Genomic DNA, 23,567 nt, shown 5'->3' on the forward strand with positions numbered 1-23,567 from the left:
TATATGCTATCCTCGACGCCGACGGAGGAATGGCCGAGTGGTTGAAGGCGGCAGTCTTGAAAACTGTTGAGCCGAAAGGTTCCGCGGGTTCGAATCCTGCTTCCTCCGCCAGGTTTTTCCCTTGCCGCGCTACAGCGAAACGCCCAGACGGTAGGCTTGCGCGGGGTAGTCCGTGGTGCGCGTCATGTCGGGAGTGCCGCAGCCGATTCCCACCACGCGGCCGCAGTCTTGGAAGTGCATGTAGGAGCAGATGCGGTCGTAGTAGGCTTCCACGATCTCGAAGCTCTCCGGCGTGCTGTCCCACGCAACCGTAAGCATGATCGCCTTCTTTCGCATGCCGGTCAGCTCGTAGGTGAAACTGTAGAAGCGGTCGATGACGGCCTTGGCCTGGCTGGGCCAGCTGTAGTAATACACGGGGAAGGCGAACACGAGCATGTCAGTGGTGCGGATGAGGCCCTTGAGCTCGTCCTCGTAGTCGTCCTTCTGCACGCAGGCGCCCGCCATGCCGCAGCGTCCGCAGCCGATGCAGTCGCCGATCTTCTTGCCGATCAGGTTGTACTCGGTCACGGTGTGCCCGGCGTCCCGGGCGCCGCGCGCGAACTCGTCCGCGAGCATTGCCGAGGATCCCCTGCGGTTTCCGCTTGCCTTCAGGATAAGAATGTTCATGCCTGCTTCTCCATTCTAGTCTTTCTTGCGCTGTCGCATCTGGGAGGGATTGTAAGCTAGACGATTTCGAAGTCCATGCCGCGGGTCCAGTCGACCACCTCGCTGGCGTTCTGCAGGTTTTCGTGTAGACCGCCTTGCGCGATCTGGGAATCGGCGCGAACATTCAGCACTACAACCCGATAATCGACGATGCGGTCCGCGAGCTGGTCGATCTGCCTGCCAACCGAAAGCTGATTGTCCGGATGCCCCTTCGGTGGGATCAGCGCGGAGACCGACCCCAAGCTTGCGGAGGACATGGACAAGCGTGTGACCGTGTTGGGGAAGAGCCCCTGCGGCGAAACTCGGTTCATATCGAAGTGCTCGAGTTTTCGAGGAGAAATGGCGGAAAAGAACTCTGCTGCAACCGTATCGCGGCGTAGCAGTCCGAGATCTTACGCGATCGGTTCCGCTCATGGCGCCTCGTCGATGCACGGCGGCAACGAAGACGCCACTTCTTACGAGTCTTTTAGAAGGCGCTTTGGCGGCCGTATTGGCGAGTCCGTGCTCGTGCATCCGAAGACGCTGGCCCTGGACGAACGGAGGCTGCGCGTTCCAACGTATATATTCTTCTGCGTTGCCGAATCATTGGGCTATTAATCCCGGCAAGGGGTGGCCGTTCCTCGCTATGCCTCCAGGTCCAGCGTCGGCTGGAACGGCACGGCGTCCTTCGACAGGAAGGTCTTCTGCACGCCCTGCTTCACGGTGTCCGTTTCCTTCGGATGGCCCAGCAGCAAGGGCGAATTGGGGTCGTGCACCTTGAAGTTTTCCGCCGCCTTGCCGTGGTCCTTGTTGGCGTAGCAGTAGCGGCACCCGGCCAGGCAGGTGTCGTAGGCGCCGATGTCGCGGCTCTCGATGCAGTGGCAGCCGACGCGGGCGCCCTTGTGCTTGAGCTTGCGGAACTGCAGGCCGTTGGCCGCGCCCATGATGTTGAGCGTCATGCAGCCGCTGGAGTGGATGCCGTACTGGCTGTAGTCGCGGTCGGTGCCGCAGGTCTGCAGCCACAGGCCGTTTTCCTGGGCGATCTCCCCCAGTCCCGCCGCCAGGCGGTCTTTGTCGTCTTGTGTGAAAGGGATGAGTTCGGGCATGTTGCGGTCGAGCTTCTTGTACAGCTCCACGAAGCTGAAGATGCAGCGGTCCACGTAGGGCGTGAGCTTCTGTGCCATACGGGCGAAGGTTTCCATGTGCGTGCCGTAGTTGTAGGCGGGCGTGTACAATACGGGATCGTAGCGCCAGGCGATGCGCTGCGGGCCGACGATGTTTGCCAGATCGATCAGCGTTTCCATGCTCTCGTCGATGCTGGGTACGCCAGGTTCCACATCGCGCCCGTACGCGGTGATGGTGTAGTGAAAGTAGGCGGGAAAACGGTCGGTGATTTCGTGTAGACGCGGCAGGATGGGCCGGTAGTCCTTCGAACAGAATTGCACGGCGTCCACCTTGTCCGGTATGAGCTCGTAGCGCGTGACCGTGTTGGGGAACAGCGGGTTGCGGGCCAGAACGTAGCCTTCAGAAAAGCGGTTTAGGAGCCATTCGGGGAAATACTTCACCGTGTCTGTGCGCGCGCCCGTGTTGATAATCATGCCGTGCCCCTTGCCTCTTGGTCCTTGCTCATGTGTTGCGTTCGCCCATCATGCGCGGGTCGGGCAAGTTATCAATAACTTGACGGTTTCTTCCACAGTCTCTGCAAGTAGTCAAGCACTTGGCCAAAGTTCGGTCCGGTGGGCGTTCCCGCCGCCGTTCGGCCCGGCGTGCCGCCGCGCCGCCGTTCGGCCCGGTGCACCGCCCCGTCACCGCGTAGCCCGTCAGGCGTTCCCGCCGATAGCGCCAGCTTGCTGCGTGCAAACATGCCCGCTTCGGCCCGGCGCGTTGCCCCGTCACCGCGTAGCCCGGCGCGCCGCCCCGCCAATAGCGCCAGTCTGCTGCGAGCCAACATGCTCGCCTTTCTAATTCCCGCCACAACGGCAGGTTTGCTGCGGCTTTGCGTGCGTGCGGGATGGTGAACAGGGAAGGTCGGCTACCGTTTCCGCTTGTTTTCGCAGTTCGGGGGAATTCCGAATTGGGAAAGTCGGAAGAAAGAGGTTAGCTGCCATGCGCGGGCTCAGCAAACTTCTCATTTTGGCGGAAACCCGTCGAATTTGCCTGCAACACTGCAGCAGATCCGTGATTCTGGCGGATTGGGGCGCTGGGGCGTTGGGAGTCCAGCGGAAGGGTGATTTCCCATCGCATAATGTGTTGGAGATCTCGAAGTTGCCCACTGGAGGTGGATTGTCGTGCGGTGATCCAGTAGTCGTGGTTATGACTTTGATGGCGAGCCGGGACAAGGCGGCTCTTGTGGCGAGCCAGGATGAGGGTGGCTCTTTCCTCAGCCGATTGCTGCAGCGCTGCTTTTCGATACATGCTATCGAAACGTTTTCGACCGCGAATGCGGCTTCGAATAGGGACGATATCGATCTGCGACTGATGTGGGGCTCGGCTGGGATCGAGACATGACTTTTCGTGGACTCGGACGATATCCCTGTGATGTGGATTCTGGACCAGTGGCGTGACTTCCGCCCGCTACCGTGAAGCCCATGAAACTCGTGCTTTCCCACATATCTGCAATCGGGTACTGGCGCTACGCGGCGCCGAAGGCATCGCAATACCACGATGACCGTGCGTCCGAAAGGACCCGTTCAGCTAAACTCGAAGATGCGTGTGGATCCTGGAGCACGATCAGCTCGTACCCGAATATCCGACATCTTATTCACAGCGAGAAGATTCACGTGCTGGCGGGAGCTCACGGGACCTGCAGGTCGGGACCGCATCATGTCGCTCATACGTGCGAACACGACCTGCCGCAGGGCTCGTTCGTGTCGTTGGGCCATGGGGTTTTTGTTTCGAGTCCCGAGCTCTGCTTTCTCCATGCCGCCGAAGTGCTCGGCTTCAATCGCCTGGTGGCTTACGGGCACGAGATTTGCGGCACGTATGCGTTGCAGCCTGAAGCGGATCGAGGGTTCGTGACGGCCAAACGGTTGACCTCGGTTGCTAAACTGCGGGCGTTCATCTCCCGCTTTCCAGATGCCTATGCGCGAGCGAAAGCATTGCGCGCCCTTGCTTGGGTGGCCGACGGGGCCGCGTCTCCCCTGGAAACCGCGACGGGCATGATCCTTCACCTGCCCATGAAATACGGAGGCTATGGACTTCCCGTTCATGCGTTCAACAGGAAAGTGCCCCTATCGAAGGAAGCACGGTGCTTGGCGGGCAGGATGTATTGCAAGCTCGACTTGAGCTGGGGTGATGTGAAGAACGATTTGGAAGTCCAGGGGAAGTACGACCATTCCAACCAGCTGGATAGCGACTCAAAGCGGGAATTGGCTTTGAAGCATGACGGGTATCGCTATGATCCGATTACGTATGCGCAGATTACAAGTCCTTTCGACATGGCGGCTATTGCTAAGCGCGTTGCTCGGGAAATTGGAGCCGAGCGCCATTGGCCGCGCATGGCGAAGTACAAGGAAAAGCAGGTCAAGCTGTACGACGATCTGTTTCCCGAGTTGGCGCCCTTTGAGAAATACTTTCAATAGAGAACCCGTTTCTTCCCGGCTCCGCTGTGCGGATAGCACTTGCCTGAGCGTCGCCACTCTAGCATGCCAGCGGCGGCCTGGCACTCCCGCTGGTCCAGTCATGATTGGAGGCGCCATGACGGCCGCGGGTCAGGCTAGGGCAGAAACTCCCGCCGGCCAGCCACGATCAGGAGCCGCTATATCATTTCGTTTGCTGCGGCCGAAACTCTCGCTGGTGCAGTCATAATTCGAGGCCGCCACAACGGCGTATCTGCTGCGGCCCAGTATGTCAGACTCTCTTGTTTCCGCCATTACGGTGGGTTTGCTGCGCCCCCGCGTCCGTGCGGGGTTGCTAATAGAGAAGGTCGGTGGCAGACTTCGCTTGTTTTCGCAGGTCGGTATTTGTGTCCTTGGGAAAGCTGATAGGGACTACCCTGGAACGCTATGCACGTTCGCAGTAAACTGCTCTGTTTGGCTGAAATCGGAGGTTCGTGCATACGGAAGCGCAGCAGAGCTGTGATTTTGGCCGCAGGGGATGGGATGAACTGATCGGGCGTAATCGGTAAGTACCGATTACGCCCGATCAGTTCATGATCTGGACGGACGACCCTGACGGCGGCTCTCGGGCGAATTCGTTCGTGAACCCGATAAAGATGGCGTTTTCATCACGAACAGCTCGGATTCGAGTGGCCAAGGTGCCGCTACTCGGCCCGACTCAGATCGATGTAGCGGTAGCCGTTGGGGGTGGTCCCGATTACATCAGCAGCTTCCGCGAGTTCATTAAGAAAGGAATCCGCCGCGTGTACATGCTTCTGGGGCATGGTGCGCCATGGGGCATAGGTATTTGCTTTGACGTGGTGCGCGGTGCACAATGGCTGAAGCAGACAGCTTTGATTGAACAGGAGAACCTCATGCTCGGCAACTTCACCTACCATAACCCCACCATCGTGCACTTCGGGCCGCAGGCCATCGACCAGCTGGCCGGCGAGCTGGAAAAGTACGGTCCTACCGTCATGCTCACGTACGGCGGCGGCTCCATCAAGCGCGCCCCGGAAGGACAGAAAAGCCTGTACGACCAAGTGATCGACATCCTGGTCCAGACAGGCAAGACGGTTGTGGAAGAGCCCGGCGTGATGAGCAATCCCACCAGCGACAAGCTGATCGAGGGCGCCCAGCTGGCCCGCGAAAACGACGTAGACCTGATCCTGGCCGTGGGCGGCGGCAGCGTGATCGACTACGCCAAAGGCGTGGCGGTTTCCGCCTGGTGCGACGAAGACCCCTGGGAGAAGTACTACAAGCGCATGGAGTCCCCGGCCAACCGCATCATCCCCGTGGGCGACATCCTAACCATGAGCGGCACCGGCGGCGAGATGAACGGCGGCTCGGTGATCACCAACCACGAGCAGAAGCTCAAGATCGGCCACGTGTTCGGACCTGAGAACATGCCCAAGTTCGCCATCATGAACCCGGAGTGGACCTTCACCGTGCCCCCGTACCAGATGCGCGCCGGCATCTTCGACGCCTTCAACCACATTACCGAGACCTATTTCTGCGGCACCGACGACAACACGAGCGACTACGTGATGGAAGGGCTCATGCGCTCCCTGATCCATTCCAGCCGCATCGCCATGCAGGACGCGGAGGACTACGAGGCGCGCAGCAACATCAGCTGGGTTTCTACCTGGGCGCTGAACACGTTCGTGGGCTGCGGCAAGAACGGAGGCGATTGGGAAGTGCACATGATCGGCCAGGCCATCGGCGCCTTCACCGACGCTACGCACGGCATGACCCTATCCGCTGTGGCGCTGCCGTATTACCGCCGCGTGATGCCCTACGGCCTGCCCAAGTTCGCCCGCTTCGCCACCGCGGTGTGGGGCGTGGACCCCGCGGGCAAGACCGAAGAGGAGCTGGCACAGGTGGGCCTGGACACCATGAGCGACTGGATGGACGAGATCGGGGCGGTCAAGCATGCCAGCGAGCTGGGCGTGACGCCCGACATGTTCGACGGGATCGCCGACGCCACCTTCCTGTTGACCGGTGGCTACAAGCGGCTCACCCATGAAGACGTGGTGGATATCCTGCGTGAGAGCGAATAGAACCGTTAAGTTTTCAGCGCGGAGCACGTGGACAGGCCGATACCCCTTTTGCGGGCGTCGGCCTGTTTCTTGAGTGGCTCAGCTAGGAAGGTGGCCGCATAAGTCATAGAGACTGCCTACGATCTCTTCCTAATGATCCAGCGGGACTACGGCCTATCCGATGTCGGCAAGGGCTTGCTGCGCAGCTTCCTCTAGCGAGCGGGCCTATTCGAACAGGTCGAGCAGCTCTTGGCGCGAGTGCACATCGAGTTTTTGGTAGATGTGCTTCACATGAGTGGCTACGGTGTTTTTGGAAAGCACCAGCTCGTCGCGAATATAGGGCTGCGAGCGGCCGCGTGCGAGGAAGGCAAGGATCTCGCTTTCTCGATGGGATAGGGCGCTTGATTCTGCAAGCTCCGTGCAGCGCTGGTCGATGTGCGATTCGCGGGGATCGGTTTGAACGGGCTCGGCATTTGCGGGCTGGGTGCCTACCGGGCATGCCTTTTCTGGAATGCGGGGTAGAAGGAGCACGGCGAAGGAAACCAAGCAGATGCGCATACGACCATGACGGCGGATGCAAAAAGGGCCTTCCTGGAAACCTGCGAGCGCCAGAACACTAACTTCGACGCTCAGGTTGATCCCGACTTCGGTAAGGAGGCTTTCCGCCTGTCCGCGCTGCGCGCCCCCCCTCCTTTCTACGCGAGCGTGAAGAACTGCGGCCTTACGCTGGCCACGATCGACGGCATTACCGTGAATCACGACCTGCAGCCCGTGATGGCAGACGGCACCGTGATCGAAGGTGTTCGCGTGGTGGGCAACGACCAGGGCGGCTTCTACGCCGGCACGTACCCGAACCTTGCTGCTGGCCTGAATGCCGGCCGTTGCGCCACGTTCGGCCGCATGGCGGGCAAAGCGCTGGCAACCGCGTAGGCGCGTCTTTCCCCAACGATTTCCCCTCCCATTCGGTGGCATTCCCTGCAAAGGAGAGTGCCGCCGTTTTAATTCATAGGTCTCTTCAACCCTGCCCTCTACACGAAGCGCGAGAGGAAAAAACTACCCGCTATGTGGGCGGTCCTGCAATCGGGAGGGGCCAGTTCGGGGACTTTCCAGCTTTGACGGGACCTGAGGGCGCGATATGGGGGGATCCCGGGCCAACTTCGGGGGTTTCCAGCCTTTTCTCCAGCTGGCCCGACCCTGCGATTTTGCGCATGCCGAGCGGAAGCCCTTTTTACGCCTCGTTGACCTGGCCGAATGCCGGAATGGATGTTTCCCTGCGAGGGAGGGGGAGGGCACTTCAGCTTCCGAGAAGGCTGGAAACCCCCGAAGTTGGCCCATGGAGCGGCTTTTCCAGGCATCCAGGTCCGGAAAAGGTTGGAAACCTCCGATGTTGGCCCCTGCGGTGCGCGTCCAGATCGCGACGGGGGACGAGGTCTTCGCTCGAAAAAGCATATGGCCCGCGATCCCGGACTTCTGGTAGTGTTACATGCACTCGGAAGCGCCGCTGCGCGACGCTCAACCCCTCCCTCGCAAGCTCGGTCGGGCAGAATGCTGCAAATGCTTATCGAGCGTTTGCTTGACGCATTTCCACCTCATCGGTTCGAATCCACGGGGATGGCCCCTGCAACGGGAAGCGCCCCCGGGCCGGGGGCGCGTTCGGTTCTGGCGGAGAGATGGGGATTCGAACCCCAGAAGCTCTTGTGGAGCTTACTCGCTTAGCAGGCGAGCACCTTCGGCCTCTCGGTCATCTCTCCGCGTTATGCCGCATCTTGAAAGATGCGTTCCGGTATGGTACCGCCAACCTTGGTGCTTTGCAAGCATCGTTTTCGCCTATAATCGAGCCATGTGTGCGAAAAGCTCGATACGGCATCCGGCGTTGGCGGTTCTTCTGCTTGCGGCAGCGTGCCTGTGCATATGCGCGTTTCCACGACCCGCGCTGGCGAAAACCTATACCAGCCCGCAGACCGCCATCACGGCGGATGCCCAAAGCGATGGCAGCTTGCGCGTGGTCGAGCGACGTACGTTCCAGTTCGATGGATCGTTCACCCGTGTGTGGTGGGAGATCAAAAACGACTTTACCGTCAACGACGTGCAAATCGGCGAAGTGGATGAAAATGGGGAAGTCCAGTTCCGCACGCTTCCCGAGGCGGCGTTCGACACCGACTGGCGCGAGCAGGGCGGTCCAGGCGGGTTTTGCTGGTCGCACGACAAAGGATGGAATTCCCTGTACGTGTTCTTCCAGGAATCCGACACCACCGCGGTCATCAGCATCGACTACACAGTTAAGGACGCCGTGACTGCTTATAAGGATTGCGCCGATCTGTATTGGACGATCGTAGGGGACGGATGGAACGTTGATTCCGATAACGTGACCTGCACGATAACGATGCCCGTCCCCGCCGGCGTGCATCCGGTGCCCAGCAGCACCGTGTACGCATGGGGCCACGGGCCGGAAAACGGGACGCTTGCGTTCAACGAGTCCGCCACCGCGGTCACGTACAACATCGAAAGCGTTCGGGCGGGAACGTACAACGACGCTCGCGTGGTCTTCCCGCGCAGCTGGCTGACCAGCATCAAGGCTGATCAGTTGAAGGCGCACGGCAACGATTCCAATCTGGAGCACATCATCTCCGGCGAAAAGGAATGGGCGGACGAATTCAACTGGCAAAGCAGATGGCGGGCCGTGTTCCTCATCGTAGCGGGAACGATCTCGCTCGCGCTGATCGTTTGGGCGTTCCTCATGTGGCTGCGGCACGGGCGCGATCGCAAGCCCCGCTTCGCTGACGAATATTGGCAAACCGATCCCGGCGAGGGCATCCATCCATGCATCGCCGTGCGCATCTCGCGGTACGGCGGCGCGGAGTCCGGTCGCGACGCGCGTGGGGCATTGCTGAGGCTGGTGGAAAAAGGCGCGGTCCGCATGGCGGGCCCATGGTCGGAAGACCCGGTTTTCGTTCGCGAAACTTCGGCCGGCGGTCACGTGTTAGACGCACTCGACCGTGCGACCCTCGATTTCGCCTTCGGCGACGTCGTGCGGGGAGGGGACGCCGTCCACCTGAGCGAGATCGAAGGGAGGATCGCGCGGGCGAAGCGGAGCGCAAGCGATGGGAAGGCCCCGTGGGAGAGGGCTCTCGACGCCGAGATTGCTTCTAAGGGGTATTTCGATCCGGAGGCCGCCGCTTGGCAGACGCGTTTGGCTATTACCGGGCTCATCGTGCTCGCGATGGCTCTGGGGATCGACTTCGTATCCGGCGGGCATTGGTGCGTGCTCCTGTGGGCACCGGCGAGCATCGCCCTGCTGTTGCTCTCCACGATCATGCCCCGCCGGTCGGCCGAGGCGACTGAAATCTGCGCGCGCACCCAGGCGCTGCGTCGATGGATGACATCCCGTGCTGCATCCGGCGTGCCCCCCTGCGAGGGGGAAAGCTGGCCGGACTGCCCCGTTTACGCATATCTCTTCGGCATCGCATCGGCGAGCTAGCGGGAGGAATCCATGGCCGGAACCGACAACATCATCCTCATCGGCATGCCTGGATCGGGCAAGAGCACGCTGGGCGTCGTCTTGGCGAAGATCATCGGGTACGATTTCCTCGATGTCGACATCCTCATGCAGAACCAGTGCGGCACGACGCTCCCGAAGCTGATCGAGGAGAAGGGTGCCGAGGGGTTCATCGAGGTGGAGGGCGACGTGGCGCACGGCATCGAAGCGGAACGCACGGTGATCAGCCCGGGCGGGTCGATCGTGTATTCCGATGCGGCGATGAGGCACCTCGCCGAAATCGGAACCATCGTCTACTTGAGGATCTCGCTCGAAGAGTTGGAGATCCGGCTCGGCGGACTTCACGAGCGCGGCGTCGTCATGCGCGAGGGCATGGGCGAGCTCATGGATATCTATCGGGAGCGCCTGCCCCTGTACGAGCGCTATGCGGAGGTAACCCTCGACGTCGACGGTCTGACCGTCCGCGATGCAGCGGCCGAACTTGTGGAAAGGCTTTCCCTGACCGCGCTTCGATAAGCGGGGCGCTTGTCGGCAAGCGCCCCGCAAACGGGCATGGCGCCCCCAGGCGGACGACGATCGCGCCGCATGCAGCCGGCCCATCCCCCGCGAGGCTGTCTAGAAACTCTTATCAATCTGTTCAAACATACATACATAATATAGTATCTATATGTTTCTTAAAATACTATATATCGTATAAGCAGAAGTCTCAGAGGGAGTTTTTAGACAGCCTCGCGGGGGTTCAGCCGGGCGAATTGTCCGAAACGGCTATCAACGACCATCAGCCATTTCCGCTTCGGATGCGCCCATGCCGGCATCCCATCCAGGTTCGATTCGCCTGCAAGCAGATCTCAAGGAAGAAAAGAAAAGTGGTGCCCCCGGACGGAATCGAACCGCCGACACTCGGTTTAGGAAACCGATGCTCTATCCCCTGAGCTACGAGGGCGCACGGGGATTCTAGCATAACGGTGCCGAATCAGCACAAGCAAGGCCAAGACAGCCAGGCTCGCGACCGAAATCTTCGCACCTTCTCGCAGGCCGGGCGTCTCATACTCCAAGCGCACGTCGTGATGCCCCTCGTCCAGCATGATCCCCATGAACGCGGTGTTCACCTCGTGCACCGGGGCCTCTTCGCCGTCCACGTACGCCTTCCAGCCTTTGGAATACGGCACGGACAGGTAGAGCATCTTCCGGCTGGAAACATCGATCGATCCGCTCAGCTGGTCGGTGCCACGCTCGACGTTCTGCAGCGTTTCCTCCCCCAGTTTGGAGATCATCTTGTTCACGTTGTTCATCGGCTGGCATATCACGCGCAACTCGTCGAGCGAATAGTCGCCCGGGTTGGGGAAGGTGATGGTGATCTTGCTTTGCGCATCCTCCGAGTACCCGAGATTCGCAAGCCACGTGCTCTTGCCGCCGTACATGTGGTTCGTGATGGTCCCGTTGGTGATGCGCCGCCCCTCGCCGCCCTTGTCGGCCTGCAGGTTGATCGCGTAGTTGTCGATCGTGGACGTGGTGACGTCCTGCAGTGTCAAAACCGCCTGCTGCCATAAGGGATAGCGCTGGAATGCGGCCGATGAGACCTTCTGGGAAGGCAGCTGGGGGGAGAATTGCAGATTCTGCATGTACACGTACGTTTCCGAGTTGGGGAGGGCGTCTTTCAAATTGAGCGTTATCCAGGCATCTTTGGAGGAAACGCGGATAGTGTCCCCCAGCAGGGATACACCCGACGAGTACGTGGGCGTGTACTTGATGGTTTCCGCCGCCAGGCCCGCCTGCTCGGCGGACGCCGCTGGCGGCAGATCGACCGCATCCGCGTCCTCATCGTCCACCACGGCTCCTAACAGGAGGGCCTGCTGCCGTTCGGCGGGCGTCATCTCCAAGTAGTCGCTGCGCATGATCATGGAATGGTAGGTGTAGCCGATGGGCAGCGGATGGTCGCCCTGCGCGACCGCATAGGTGGTGTTGCCGAATTTCCCCGAGGTCACCGCGTCGCTTGAGTTGTAGTTGTACGGCAGGGTCTCCTTGTTGTCCTTAGGGTACAGGTAGTATTTCACGCCCGCGATCTCCTCGAGAATCGTGCGCGCGCCCAGCGATTTGTACGAGAAATTGACGTTGTCTTCCACGATGCCCATCTCGGTGTGGAAGCGGTCCACGTCGTCGTTGTAGAGGCTCGTGTAGAAGTCGATGCCCGAAATGCCCAGGACCAGGCTGTCGTTCGTGCTGCGCGAGCTCATGGGGGAGGCGTCGTAGCGCCAGTACCCATCGGAGTCGTCGACCTTCGCAATCAGCGAGTTGGGCGATTCGGAGGTGAGCATATCGTACGACGTTCCAAAGGCCGTCGAGTGCTTCGCCCAACCCCCTTCACCGCCATCGATGAAATAGAAGCCGTTGATCCCGACGCTCAACGCGATGCACATGAGGAGCGCCATGCCGCGTTTTTTCCGATGCAGATTCGGGGTGAAGAGGATGCCGCAGAAGATGAGGGTCACGAGCAGGGCCGCCATCGTGCGCTCGGTGCGCGCTTCGGGGAGCAGGAATACGATGACGGTGTACACTATCAGGCCGGTGAGGACGAATTTCACCTGGCGCCTGCTTGCGTTCAGCAGCGTGGGGAGCTCCATCACCACGATGGAGCAGACGAGCAGCGCATACGCCCACGACCAGCGATTCGTCGCGTAGTTGAAGCCGTTCATGATGCTGCCGGCGAGCGGGATGAAGAACGCCGCGGTCATCACGAGGAAGCTGATCTTGAGCGTTCTACGCCGGTCATGCTCGCTGAACAGGAGCAGGCAGGCGATGAGGACGATACCGCCGTACCCGATTTGGCAGTCGCTCCCGACGCTCGCGTTCGAGATGAAGCCGGAGATGAGCCCCTGGTAGTACTGCGGGGTGTACAGCAGCGGGATCTCCACCTCGCGCTTGGTGACGCGGTCCATCCCCATCAGGGCTTGGATTTCTGGCACTAAGATCCACGCGGCAAGACCGGCGGCAAGCACGAGGTATGCGGCGAAGGTCAGTGTCCATTTGACCAGGGAGAGGACGGTTTGACGGCCATAGGTCTGGTATACGCGAACGATGCAGAAGGGCACAAGGAGGATGCACGCCATGTACGAGAAATAGTACGAAACGGTGAAGAATAGGAACGCGATGGCGAGGAAGAGGTAGGGGCGTTCGTGTACGATGATCTTCTCCGCCCCCAACAGCAGCAAGGGGAAGAGCACCAACGGAGCGCAGCCGCCCGGCCAGATGCAGGCGTACAGGCTCGTCACCGACAGGCTGTACAGCAGTGCCCCGCAGAGGATGGGGAATCGCGCCGCCACGTAGCGGCGGACGAAGAGCGAGAACGCGACCCCGGCAAGGTACATGCGCAGGATGATGGTGAACTGGTACATCCACTGCGTCGCCTCGCCCACGGCGAAGGCGGACAGCAGGTTGACGGGATCGAGCACCACGTCCAGGGAAAGCAGGACGTCCGATCCGTATCCCAAGTTCCATTCCCATAAGGCGAATTGCAGTCCCTGCCCCTGCAACAGGGAATCCCAGGCGCTGCGCAGCCATTCGCCTTCGTATATGAAGAAGGGGTAGTACTGCCCTAAGCCGTCCACGGTCCACATGATCGATTTCCCGTTGAAAGGGTACGCGATCACCGTGAACGCGCAGCAGACGAGGAAGAGCACCGTGTAGACGATCCAGTACGAGGCACGCTGCCGTTTCGGGGTCGCGGAACCCCAGTCGCGCAGGGCGTCGGCGCGAGCTACCAGCCAGTTGGAAACGTCGTCTAAAACCATGCGGCAGATTATAGCAAGCGATGCGCCTGAAAGAACAGTACGCCAAGTGGTGCATGTAACGCGTGTTTCGTATGGTTTGACAAGGCATTCTGCTCCGGCACGGTAGAATAGCAGGGCCTGCAACCGATTCGGAGGAGCGCACATGGGCCAACCGTCAATCTACTTCAACGTGCCGCCTTGCGTCGATACAGCTTTCGACTACATACGGCAGGCGGTCGATTCTGGAACCATCAGCGGCGACGGCATGTTCACGGAAAAGTGCGACGCATGGATGGAAGAGCGCTTTGGCACGCAGAAGGCGATGCTCACCACAAGCGGCACCAGCGCGCTGGAGATGGCGGCATGGTTGTGCGGCATGCAGCCCGGTGACGAGGTCATCCTCCCCAGCTACACGTTCAGCTCGACCGCCAACGCGTTTGCCCTCGTAGGCGCAAAGCTCGTCTTCGTGGACGTGCGCCCCGATACGATGAATATCGACGAGAGCAAGATCGAGGCGGCCATCACCGACCGCACGCGCGCGATCTGCGTTGTCCATTATGCGGGCGTCTCCTGCGAAATGGACGACATCATGGATATCGCCGCGCGCCACAACCTGAAGGTGGTGGAGGACGCCGCCCAGGGGGTGTGCAGCACGTACAAAGGCCGCGCGCTGGGAACTATTGGCGATTTCGGTTGCTACAGCTTCCACGAGACGAAGAACTTCAGCATGGGCGAAGGCGGCGCCATCGTCATCCGCGATCCGAAGGACAACCTGGCGGCCGAGATCCTGCGCGAGAAGGGGACGAACCGGTCGCAGTTCTTCCGCGGGCAGGTGGATAAGTACACGTGGCAGTCGTGGGGGAGCAGCTACCTTCCCAGCGATTTGAACGCGGCTTACCTGTGGGCTCAGCTGGAGGTCGCCGATCGCATCACAGCTGACCGCATGGCAACCTGGGATGCTTACTTCGAGGCGTTCTCGCCGCTCGCTGCCGCGGGCAAGCTCGAGCTCCCCACGGTTCCCGTGCATTGCGAGCAGAACGCGCACATGTTCTACATGAAACTTTCCGATTTGGAGGCGCGCACGGCGTTCATCGCGCACTGCAAGGGCCACGGGGTCATGTGCGTGTTCCACTACGTGCCGCTCCACTCCGCGCCGGCGGGCTTGAAGTTCGGCCGGTTCGCGGGCGAGGACGAATTCACCACGAGGGAGAGCGAGCGTTTGGTGCGCCTGCCTCTGTACTACCGCATGGATCCCGCCGATCGCGCGCACGTGATCGAGACGGTGCTCGATTTCTTCGGGGGAGCACGTGGCTGAATCTCCCATGCTGATCTCCGTCGTCATCCCGTGCTATAAGTCGGCCGCGACCGTCGGCGGGGTGGTCGACGAGCTTTCCGCAGCGCTTTCCCTTCGTTCGGTCGACTATGAGATCATCCTCGTGAACGACGGCTCGCCCGACGGGGGGGCGACCATCGCCCGCCTGCGCGACATCGCGGCGGCGGACCGGCATGTCGTGGTGGTGAACCTGGCGCGCAACTTCGGCCAGCACCGGGCGATCATGGCCGGCTTCCACCAGGTGCGCGGCGATGTCGTCGTCGTGCTCGATGACGACGGGCAAACCCCGGGAGACCAGATATACCGCCTGGTCGACAAAATCGCCGAGGGGCACGATATCGTGTACGCGCGCTACCCGCAGAAGAAGCATTCCGCATATCGGAACCTGGGAAGCCGCTTCAACGCGTGGTGCAACCACAGATTCATGGGGATCCCCAAGGACCTGTGGGCGACCAGCTATTTCGCCTGCCGCCGCTTCGTCGTGGACCATGCCATCAAATACGAGAACCCCTACCCCTACGTCGACGGGTTGCTGTTCGAGGCGACCAGATCGTACGCTACGGTGGATATGGAGCACCGGAGTCGGGAAGCGGGGTCTTCCGGCTACAGTCTGCGCAGGCTGTTGAGCCTGTGGCTCGACGGGTTCACGGCGTTTTCCGTCAAGCCGCTGCGCGTCGCCACCATCGTCGGGTCGCTGCTCGCCCTGTGCGGGTTCATCGGCATCGTCATGCTGGTCTTGGGACGCCTCTTCGAGCGCATCACGGTGGAGGGCTGGACGTCGCTCATGGTCCTCGTGCTGTTCATCGGAGGGCTCACGATGCTCATGCTCGGCCTGGTGGGGGAGTATGTCGGCCGCATCTACCTGTCGCTGAACAACAAGCCCCAATTCGTCGTGCGCGAGACGTTCGACCGTCGCGGGGATGCTGGCCGTGCGGAATAGCCGCGTCCTCACGCTGCTCGGTCTCCATGTCCTTCTGGGCATCTACGCGTTGGGCGACGTGTTCAGCAAGCTGGCGGCGGGGGCGGAATTCCCCAGCCTCGCGTTTGTGGTCCTGTATGGGCTGATTCTGGCAACGCTGGCGGTCTACGCGCTCGGGTGGCAGCAGGTCATCAAGCGCATGCCGCTGTCGAGCGCCTACGCGAACCGGGCGATCACCATCGTATGGGGCATCTTCTGGGGAGCGCTCCTCTTCGCGGAGCCGGTGACGCCGGGGAAGATCGTCGGCGCGCTGATCATCGCCGCCGGCATCGCGCTGTACGCCCGCGCCGACGCAGAGGACGTGCGCGCGGGAGGGGCGGGTGCCGATGGATAGCACCGTCCTCGCTTACGCCGCCGTGCTCTTGGTGAGCGTGTTCGTGAGCGCGGTCAGCCAGGTCATGCTCAAGAAGGCGGCGTTGCGCTCGTACGGATCGCGGTTCAAGGAATACGCGAATCTGCTGGTCATTTTCGCGTATGCCCTGTTTTTGGGATGCACGTTCCTGACCATCATCGCCTACCAGGGCATTCCGTTGAGCTTGGGTCCCGTGCTCGAGGCGACGAGCTACGTGTACGTGACCGTCTTCGGCGTCGTGTTCTTCAAGGAGCATGTCGGCGCGAAGAAAATCGCGGCGCTCGCGCTCATCCTCGTCGGCATCGCCGTCTTCGCGTTGTTCGGCTAGCTTCCCAACCCATCCGTCGGCGCGCTGGGGCTGGCAAGGGGGCGCAGCAGCCGGCATGCGCCCCTCTCGTCGCGCGCGTACACCGCGGGCGCATGCTGTATGAAGAATCCCGGCGTGAAGCTCATCGAGTACGCGCCTGCGAAGTCGATGATCAGCGTGTCGCCGGGCAGCAGCTCGTCTCGATCCCGCAGGACGCACAGGCGATCGCTCTCCATGCAGGTGAAACCGCACAGCGTTTGGGCTTCCAGCGTCTTGCGCGGCGCGGGGTCGCCGGGCAGCACGTGCAGCGGGTACGACGTCTTCTTCATCTCGTGGTCGATGTTCACGCGCGAGAGCTCGCAGGTGACGAACCGCCCCTTCGCCATGTCTTTGGCGTCGACCACCTTGCCCACGTAGCGTCCGGGGGTGCAGACGACCGCACCGCCTGGCTCCACGTACAGGGCGCACCGAAGGGGGTCGACCGCATTTCGCAACTCGTGCGCGATGGTTTCCGCATAGCGCTCGTAGGCGCCGTCGTTGCGCATGCCGCCGCCGTAGAAGCCGCCGCCCATGTCGATCCAGGAGGGCTGGATCCCCTCTTCCTCCACGATGCGAGCCGCGTGCTGCGCGAGCACTCGGTAGGCGCGCTGCGAGCGGCTGAGGGTGGTCACGTGCATGTGGAGGCCGGCGATGGCCGCGCCGGCGCCGCGCAGGCGCGCGATCGCGCGGGAGAGCTCCCCGTTTTCATAGCAGAAGCCGAACCGTCCGCCGGTGGGTCCCGTGATGGTTTCACCGGGGCAGAAATGGTCCAAATCGATATTCACGCGGATGCCGACCTGCGCCCGTCCGCGCTCCCGGGCGTACTCGCATGTCCATGCTAGCTCCCGCTCGGAGTCGAGGTTGACGATGGAGGCGTGGTCGAGCGCGTAGAAGAGCCAGTCCTTGGGCTTGATGGGGCCGTTGAACACCACTTGGTCGGCGGTGAAGCCGCAATCGAGGGCAAGGGCGAACTCGTCGGCGGAAACCACCTCCGCCAGTGCGCCCTCCTCGCGCGCGACGTCGAGGATCCAGGGGAAGGGGTTGGTCTTCACTGAATAGGCTGCTTTCGCGAGCGGCGACCATGCTTGCTCGAGCGCGGCGCCGAAATCGGCGAAGTTGGCGCGCAGCTCGGGCTCGTCGAAGACGTAGCAGGGGGTTTCGAGCGCGGCCCAGTCGGTCAGCTCGCTTGCAATGGGTTCGATCATAGGGGTCCTTCCGGTCGTGCCGCCGCGGTTACCGCAGCGTCTGTGCGCAGCAGAGCTCGTTGCCGTCCTCATCGGGCAGCGTGAATTCTTCGAAAAGCGCTTCGGTCAGGTCATCTGCCTGCTTGCGGGTGCCGACATGGCAGAACAGGCGGGCTAGATAGGGCTTGGCCCCCTTGCCGTGCCCCACGCGCTCGCCGGAGCCATAGTGGAGCATGCTCGGCGGGATGACCCCGGGATGGGAGAGCAGGCGCTCGGCGGACGAGGTATCGCCTACGCACCCCCCGGCGCCGGGCTTCGCGTGGAAGTTGCAGACGAAGCTGATGCCGGAGAAGTCGTCCAAGGAGTGCGCCTCGACCTTGCGCCTCATGGCGTCGCGGTCGTAGGCAAGGTCGAGCAGCGCCTCGTCGATGGAGAAGCCCGCCCCGATCTCGGTGAGCTCGTGCTCGTAGCCCAGCACGCGCCCCGCGACCTCGCACACGACGGGCTCCTGCGTGTCCTCGTGCCAGAAGAACTGCATGGAGAGCGGCCCGTCCTGCATGCCGGTGCGCTCGGCGACCTTCTGCAGCACGTCGACCGCGGGCGCTGCGGCATCGGGGGCGTAGCGGCTGGGATAGACGATGCGCACCACATCGGGAACGCCACCTGGGACCAATTGGCATTTCTCCCGGTCCGCCAGGCTGATGGGGTGAACCTTCCCGCCTGCGACCCAGGAGATCATGTTGATCTCGGGGCGGCGGTCGTACTCCTGTGCCAGCACCACGTCGGCCTCCGACGAGACGGACGCGGTTTCCTGGAAATGGACGGCCAGCTCCCGCGCGTCCTCCACGACGAATATGCCGTAGCTCCCGTATCCGTTCACGGGTTTCATGACGCAGGGGAACCGCAATCCGCGGCAGTCCTCTTCGACGGCACCGCGGTGCACGATCCTCGATTGCGGTCGGCGCGCCCCAGCCTCGGCGAGCATGCGGTCCATCTTGCGCTTGTCCCGCAGGGCGGCCATGCCGTCGAGCGGGCAGTACGAGTAGATGCCCAGCCGGTGGGTCAGCTTGCAGGCGCTCTCGAACAGGATGTCGGAATAGCTCGAGACCACGCCGTCGATGCCGAGCTTCCGTCCGAGCTCCTCGAGCTTGCCGGTGTCGCGGATGTCGATATCGAACGATTCGTCGGCGTACGCCTTGGCGGGGCCGTCGGCGTACCCGTCGGCGACGAAGATCCGGTATCCGCGCGCCTTCGCCATCTTCACAAGGCCCACGAACTCATCCATCGACCCGAGCACTAGCAGGCGATGGCCCTCAACGGTTGCCATGCGGCCTCATCCCCTCACACATTTTCGATCTGCGGATATCGCTCGATTGTATCAAACGTGCGGCTCGCATGAACCTGCTGATGGATTCGGGATACTTGGTATAATCGACCGCATGGTTATCGATCGGATCACACTTTGGGCTGCGAAGCGCGAGCGGAATCTGCGCACGTGGGAGGCAGCCGCCCCCGGGCGCGAGCGCGTCACGTACTGGCGCGCGTTTGCCTTGGCGTTCGTCATATGCTGCTTCTTCACGCTGATCGCCTATCCGCTCAACGGCAGGTCGATCCTCTGGTCTGCCGATGGGCTGGGCGTGTACTACCCGCATTTCATCTACGAGGGCGAATGGATTCGCGGCGCGATCGTGGGCCTGCTGTCCGGCACGGGCGTGCCGCTGTGGGAATGGAACCTCGGCTACGGCGCCGATGTGCTTCTGACCATCGATGCGATCCTCGACCCCATCAACCTGCTCTCCGTTCTCGCCCCGGGCGCGGCATCCGAATGGATGTACCAGTTCGCCATCGTGCTGCGGATCTTCCTCAGCGGGTGCGCGTTCTCTCTGTACGCACTCCATCGCGGGCAGGGCAGGTTCGCCACGCTGTGCGGTGCGCTTTTGTACTGCCTCTGCATCACCACCATCTTCATCTGCATCTGGCCCGGTTTCGGGGTTGCCACCATACTGTTCCCCCTCCTGCTGCTGGGAGTCGAGAATATGCTCGAGGGCGGGCGCCCCTACCTGTTCATCGGGATCGGCTTCCTGTTCTTCACGGCATCGTACTACTTCAGCTACATGGCGTGCATTCTGCTGGTCGCGTACTGCACGGTCCGCGTGTTCCAGACGCAGGGCACGGTGACGGTCGCATCGTTCGCGGGCTGGGTGGTGAAGTTCGCCGGCTGCCTTGCGCTCGCCATCGCCTTGGCGGCGTGGATCCTCGTTCCCGAGATCCAACAGCTCATGAGCATGGATCGCGTCACCTCGGGCAGCACGGAGGTCCCTCTCTTCTACTCCCTGCTGTATTACACTGATCTCTTCCCCGGTTTCCTCTCGCACACGGGGGCGGGTAGCGATTGCTACATCGGCTACGGCGCCATCGCGCTGTTCGCCTGCCTGCTGATGTTCAGCCAGAAGCGCCGGCACACCGCTTTGAAAGCCGCTTTCATCGCCATGACCGCGGTGCTGCTGGTCCCGGCGGCGGGAAGCATCATGAACGGGTTCAACTACGCGACCAACCGTTGGATCTGGGCCTACGCCTTCCTTCTTGCGTTCATCGTCACCGTCGAGGTTCCGACGCTGCTCTCGCTCGGCAAGCGCGAGATGAAGTTCCTGCTGTCGGGCACACTCGTGTACGCGCTCGCCATCGTCGCCATGCCCTCGTCGCGCACGGAGGCCGCGATGGCGGCGCTGTTCGTGTGCGCGATCACGTGCAGCGTGCTGTTCTTCCAGGGCATCGGCCGGCATGCGCGCCGCCTGGGTCTGGCTGCCTGCCTGGCGCTGTCGCTCGCGGTGAACGGGTTCTACTTCATCGATGCGGGGGAAGGCGGCTGGGCGTACCATGCGCTCCCCGTGGGCACGATGTATTCCAAGCTGACCCACGATTCCCCGAATTCCCTGGTCAAGCAAGTGCAAGACGACGGCTATTGGCGCTATGACGCCTCACCGGTAAGCACCAACAACCTGGGGACCGGCTTCCTGCGCACCTACAACGACAGCCTGGTCCAAGGTGTGGCGGGCATCGACTTCTACTACAGCATCTACAACGGCAATATCGACCGGTTCCACACTGAGATGGCAATCGCGGAGGACAACATCAACTTCATGTACCGCTCGCTGGGTGCACGCACCATCCTCGAGGAGGTGTGCGGCGTGAAGTACTACCTGTATCCCCTGGACGGCGTGGAAACGACCCCGTATAACTACGGGGCGGACAATACCGTGGTGACGGGGGAGGCGAGCATGGCGGCTTGCGCTGTGGTGCGAAGCGCGAACCCTCTGCCCATCGGGTATACGTACGGAACGGTCATCCCGCGCAGCGCCTACCTTGCGATGACGCCCGCGCAAAGGCAGCAGGCGCTCCTGCTCGGCGCGGTGGTCGACGATGACGACGTCGCGGGGACGGGCCTCGCGCAGGCTCCGACGGCGGATCAGGCGGGCATCGCCGAGCAGACGGTCCCCTATACCGTTGCAGGCGCATCCGGTTTGACGATCGAGGACGGCACCATCCGCGTCACCTCCCCCAACGCGTCGCTCACGCTCCAGCTCGACGGGGCCGCCGCGAATGCGGAGACGTACCTGTACTTCGACAATCTGTCGTTCAAGGGCATGGCGCCCTCGCAGTCCGTCGCCCCCGACGTGTACGAGCGCTTCCCATGGTACCGCAAGGCGCACCTGCTCGTGCAGGACCTGAACTACCGTGCTCCGAACGACTATTCCGTGAACGCGCAGGCGGACAAGGGCGCCGAATGCCGCCATATCGTGAACAGCATACCCTCGTGGCACATGTACGGCGGGAAGAGCACGTGGCTGCTGAACCTGGGATATTCGCAGGAAGCGCAGTCGACGGTCACCATCAGCTTCCCCTCGACCGGCGAATACAGCTACAGCGGCTTGCAGATCATCTGCCAGCCGATGGACAATGTGAACGCCGCTATCGATAAGCTCGGAGCCGAAACCATGCAGGGCATCCGGCGCGGTGCGAACACGCTTTCCGGCAGCATCGACATTTCCCAGCGCAAGATGCTCTACCTGTCCGTGCCCTATTCCAAAGGGTGGACTGCCTACGTCGACGGGCAGAAGGCTGATATCCAGAAGGTGAACACCGCATTCATGGGAATCATGCTGGATGAGGGCCACCATGATGTCGAGCTGGTCTACGAAACCCCCGGTCTGCGCATGGGTGCGCTCGTTTCCCTCGGGGCGCTGGTAGTGCTTGCGGGGCTCGTTGTGGTGCTGCGTAAGCGCAAGTAGCGTGTCGTAGCGCTATGCTTGCATGCGTGTCCGTGCGTCGTGCCGGCATCCGCGTGTCCGTGTCAGGCAACCCGTGTCAGGCAACCGTATTGTTTGTCACGTTCATGTGACAAACAATACGGTTGCCTGACACGGGTTGCCTGACAGGGTTGCCTGACACGCGGTTGGCGGCACGCGGTCATGAGGTTGGCTGTGAACCAAATTCCCTCCGCCTTCCGCCGGCAATCTTCGCCCCTGCGCATTCTTTGGAGGCGCGTGCGTGTGCCCGGGTTCTGTGGCACAATCCATAGGTTAGAACACACATGACCTATCGCGGATGCAAAGGAGCATACATGGGCATCTTCTCGCGATTCGAGGGGCGTATGGAGGATGGGATCGAAGGGGCGGCGAACAAGATGTTCGATGCGCCCATCTCGCCCGTGCAGATATCCAAGAAGGCGGAAAAAGCCATGCGGCGGGAAAAGATGGTGGGCGCCGGTCGGCAGTACGCCCCCACGCTTTACACCGTACTCGTCAACCCCGACGATGACCAGCGCCTGTTCGGCTATTACCCCACGCTGGCGGGGGAGACCGAGACCTACCTGATCGCCAAGGCCCAGGAAGACGGTTTGGCGATGGACGGGCAGCCGCTCGTGCGCTTCATCGTCGACGATGAGTTGCGCCGGGGTAAGTTCGACATCATCGCCGAGATGGTGAGCGCGCCCATCATCGCGCAGCTGCGGCAGGAGGAGATGGATCGGTACGGCTTGGCCGCTCCGCAGCAGCGTCCTCGGCCTCAGCAGGATTTCGGGGGGATGCGTTCCCAAGCCGCGCCTGTGCAGCAGGCTCCGTACGCGCAGGACGCCCACGTTCCCGCCGATGATCCGCAGACGCGCGATCACGGGCGGGCCGCCGCCCCAGCCGACCACCACCAGCCGCTCCCGTACGTGCCCGAAGAGGAGATCGACCGATCCATCGATTATGGCGAGTACACGTTCAACAGCCAAGATTGGGATGGCTACAACGAGAGCGGGCAGGCCGGCAGCTATGCGGCGACGGACGATGCCCGCGCAGCGTACGGGCAGCGCAACAGCCAGCCTTTCGGTGCGGATTATGCGCCCGCCGATCAGGGCGGTTATGCTCCCGGCGCACAAGGCGGCGTGACCGCCCAGGCTTCCCCGGCATATTACCGAGGCGACCGGCCCGAGGCGGCTCCGCAGGTGCTCTTCGTGCCCGCGCAGCTCATCGACACGGCGACCAATCGCACCTACCAGCTGGACAAACCTCGTCTGATCCTAGGGCGTAGCAGCGCCAGCGACGTGGTGGTGGACGATATCAACGCCAGCCGCAGCCATGCGGAGATCAGGTTCGACTCGCAGGGGTACTGGGCCATCACCGACCTCGGTTCCACCAACGGCACGTACGTCAACGGCCAACGCATCACGAAGGTCCTCCTGAACGAGGGCGACCAGATCAGCGCCGGCATGACCAACCTGGTCTTCTCGCTCCGCTAGGTGCAGGGC

Annotated in this window: 18 protein-coding genes and 3 tRNA genes; 12 read left to right on the forward strand and 9 right to left on the reverse strand. The window is 62.0% G+C overall.

Annotated features, from left to right (window positions below; genetic code table 11):
• Positions 1-23: 23 nt before the first annotated feature.
• A tRNA-Ser gene (locus NOV21_RS05570) sits at positions 24-111 on the forward strand.
• Between the two features lie 18 nt (positions 112-129).
• Here the strand turns inward: NOV21_RS05570 and NOV21_RS05575 are convergent.
• The 3 genes from NOV21_RS05575 to NOV21_RS05585 all read right to left on the reverse strand — a co-directional run bounded on the left by NOV21_RS05575 (position 130) and on the right by NOV21_RS05585 (position 2,282).
• Positions 130-666 carry a flavodoxin family protein gene (locus NOV21_RS05575; protein WP_283170207.1) on the reverse strand — a complete coding sequence of 179 codons (537 nt, stop codon included), beginning with the start codon at positions 664-666 and terminating at the stop codon, positions 130-132.
• A 56-nt stretch (positions 667-722) separates the two neighbouring features.
• Positions 723-1,016 (reverse strand): hypothetical protein, encoded by a 294-nt coding sequence (locus NOV21_RS05580; protein WP_283170208.1) that lies wholly within the window; start codon positions 1,014-1,016, stop codon positions 723-725.
• A gap of 312 nt (positions 1,017-1,328) precedes the next feature.
• Positions 1,329-2,282 (reverse strand): DUF1848 domain-containing protein, encoded by a 954-nt coding sequence (locus NOV21_RS05585; protein WP_283170210.1) that lies wholly within the window; start codon positions 2,280-2,282, stop codon positions 1,329-1,331.
• 1,275 nt (positions 2,283-3,557) lie between these two features.
• Here NOV21_RS05585 and NOV21_RS05590 point away from each other — a divergent pair.
• Together NOV21_RS05590 and NOV21_RS05595 are read left to right on the forward strand one after the other, a co-directional pair.
• Positions 3,558-4,265 (forward strand): hypothetical protein, encoded by a 708-nt coding sequence (locus tag NOV21_RS05590; protein WP_283171776.1) that lies wholly within the window; start codon positions 3,558-3,560, stop codon positions 4,263-4,265.
• 869 nt (positions 4,266-5,134) lie between these two features.
• Entirely contained in the window at positions 5,135-6,340 is a 1,206-nt protein-coding gene (locus tag NOV21_RS05595) for an iron-containing alcohol dehydrogenase (protein WP_283170212.1), read from the forward strand.
• A gap of 204 nt (positions 6,341-6,544) precedes the next feature.
• Here NOV21_RS05595 and NOV21_RS11345 read toward each other — a convergent pair whose 3' ends face one another.
• Positions 6,545-6,877: a helix-turn-helix transcriptional regulator gene (locus tag NOV21_RS11345; RefSeq protein WP_428978384.1), complete on the reverse strand. Its 333-nt coding sequence runs from the start codon at positions 6,875-6,877 to the stop codon at positions 6,545-6,547.
• A 6-nt stretch (positions 6,878-6,883) separates the two neighbouring features.
• On the opposite strand from NOV21_RS11345, the gene NOV21_RS05605 reads away from it, so the two are divergent.
• A complete protein-coding gene (locus NOV21_RS05605) occupies positions 6,884-7,249 on the forward strand; it encodes an FAD-binding protein (protein ID WP_283170213.1) in 366 nt (121 codons plus the stop codon).
• A gap of 730 nt (positions 7,250-7,979) precedes the next feature.
• On the opposite strand, the gene NOV21_RS05610 is transcribed toward NOV21_RS05605, so the two are convergent.
• A tRNA-Ser gene (locus tag NOV21_RS05610) sits at positions 7,980-8,070 on the reverse strand.
• 122 nt (positions 8,071-8,192) lie between these two features.
• Here NOV21_RS05610 and NOV21_RS05615 point away from each other — a divergent pair.
• Together NOV21_RS05615 and NOV21_RS05620 are read left to right on the forward strand one after the other, a co-directional pair.
• Positions 8,193-9,797: a DUF2207 domain-containing protein gene (locus tag NOV21_RS05615; protein ID WP_283170214.1), complete on the forward strand. Its 1,605-nt coding sequence runs from the start codon at positions 8,193-8,195 to the stop codon at positions 9,795-9,797.
• Between the two features lie 12 nt (positions 9,798-9,809).
• Positions 9,810-10,331: a shikimate kinase gene (locus NOV21_RS05620; protein WP_283170215.1), complete on the forward strand. Its 522-nt coding sequence runs from the start codon at positions 9,810-9,812 to the stop codon at positions 10,329-10,331.
• Between the two features lie 351 nt (positions 10,332-10,682).
• Here the strand turns inward: NOV21_RS05620 and NOV21_RS05625 are convergent.
• Both NOV21_RS05625 and NOV21_RS11350 read right to left on the reverse strand, forming a co-directional pair.
• Positions 10,683-10,758 (reverse strand) — tRNA-Arg (locus tag NOV21_RS05625).
• On the reverse strand, positions 10,721-13,747 hold the full coding sequence (locus tag NOV21_RS11350) for a YfhO family protein (RefSeq protein WP_428978385.1): 3,027 nt from the start codon (positions 13,745-13,747) through the stop codon (positions 10,721-10,723). The genes NOV21_RS05625 and NOV21_RS11350 overlap by 38 nt, the downstream gene beginning before the upstream one ends.
• Between NOV21_RS11350 and rffA the strand changes: the two genes are divergently transcribed.
• From rffA to NOV21_RS05665, 4 genes are read left to right on the forward strand one after another with little or no spacing between them, the layout of a single operon-like run.
• The gene (gene rffA, locus NOV21_RS05650; RefSeq protein WP_283170220.1) at positions 13,746-14,897 is read left to right on the forward strand and encodes a dTDP-4-amino-4,6-dideoxygalactose transaminase; all 1,152 of its coding nucleotides are present in this window, start codon (positions 13,746-13,748) and stop codon (positions 14,895-14,897) included. The two genes, NOV21_RS11350 and rffA, sit on opposite strands and share 2 nt — an antisense overlap.
• Positions 14,890-15,855 carry a glycosyltransferase family 2 protein gene (locus NOV21_RS05655; protein ID WP_283170221.1) on the forward strand — a complete coding sequence of 322 codons (966 nt, stop codon included), beginning with the start codon at positions 14,890-14,892 and terminating at the stop codon, positions 15,853-15,855. The genes rffA and NOV21_RS05655 overlap by 8 nt, the downstream gene beginning before the upstream one ends.
• Positions 15,845-16,228, forward strand: a complete 384-nt coding sequence (locus NOV21_RS05660) for a DMT family transporter (protein WP_283170222.1) — start codon at positions 15,845-15,847, stop codon at positions 16,226-16,228. Before NOV21_RS05655 ends, NOV21_RS05660 begins: the two co-directional genes overlap by 11 nt.
• The gene (locus tag NOV21_RS05665; protein ID WP_283170223.1) at positions 16,221-16,574 is read left to right on the forward strand and encodes a DMT family transporter; all 354 of its coding nucleotides are present in this window, start codon (positions 16,221-16,223) and stop codon (positions 16,572-16,574) included. Before NOV21_RS05660 ends, NOV21_RS05665 begins: the two co-directional genes overlap by 8 nt.
• Here NOV21_RS05665 and NOV21_RS05670 read toward each other — a convergent pair.
• Both NOV21_RS05670 and NOV21_RS05675 read right to left on the reverse strand, forming a co-directional pair.
• Positions 16,571-17,797 (reverse strand): type III PLP-dependent enzyme domain-containing protein, encoded by a 1,227-nt coding sequence (locus tag NOV21_RS05670; RefSeq protein ID WP_283170224.1) that lies wholly within the window; start codon positions 17,795-17,797, stop codon positions 16,571-16,573. The two genes, NOV21_RS05665 and NOV21_RS05670, sit on opposite strands and share 4 nt — an antisense overlap.
• 28 nt (positions 17,798-17,825) lie before the next feature.
• Positions 17,826-19,103, reverse strand: coding sequence for an ATP-grasp domain-containing protein (locus tag NOV21_RS05675; protein ID WP_283170225.1), 1,278 nt, complete (start codon positions 19,101-19,103; stop codon positions 17,826-17,828).
• A gap of 112 nt (positions 19,104-19,215) precedes the next feature.
• Here NOV21_RS05675 and NOV21_RS05680 point away from each other — a divergent pair, with 112 nt between their 5' ends.
• Complete coding sequence (locus tag NOV21_RS05680) at positions 19,216-22,065, forward strand: YfhO family protein (RefSeq protein ID WP_283170226.1); 2,850 nt, start codon at positions 19,216-19,218, stop codon at positions 22,063-22,065.
• Positions 22,066-22,397: 332 nt separating this feature from the next.
• Entirely contained in the window at positions 22,398-23,558 is a 1,161-nt protein-coding gene (locus NOV21_RS05685; RefSeq protein WP_283170227.1) for an FHA domain-containing protein, read from the forward strand.
• Positions 23,559-23,567: the final 9 nt, after the last annotated feature.

This window comes from Curtanaerobium respiraculi (genome assembly GCF_024609215.1).
Lineage (GTDB): Bacteria > Actinomycetota > Coriobacteriia > Coriobacteriales > Eggerthellaceae > Curtanaerobium > Curtanaerobium respiraculi.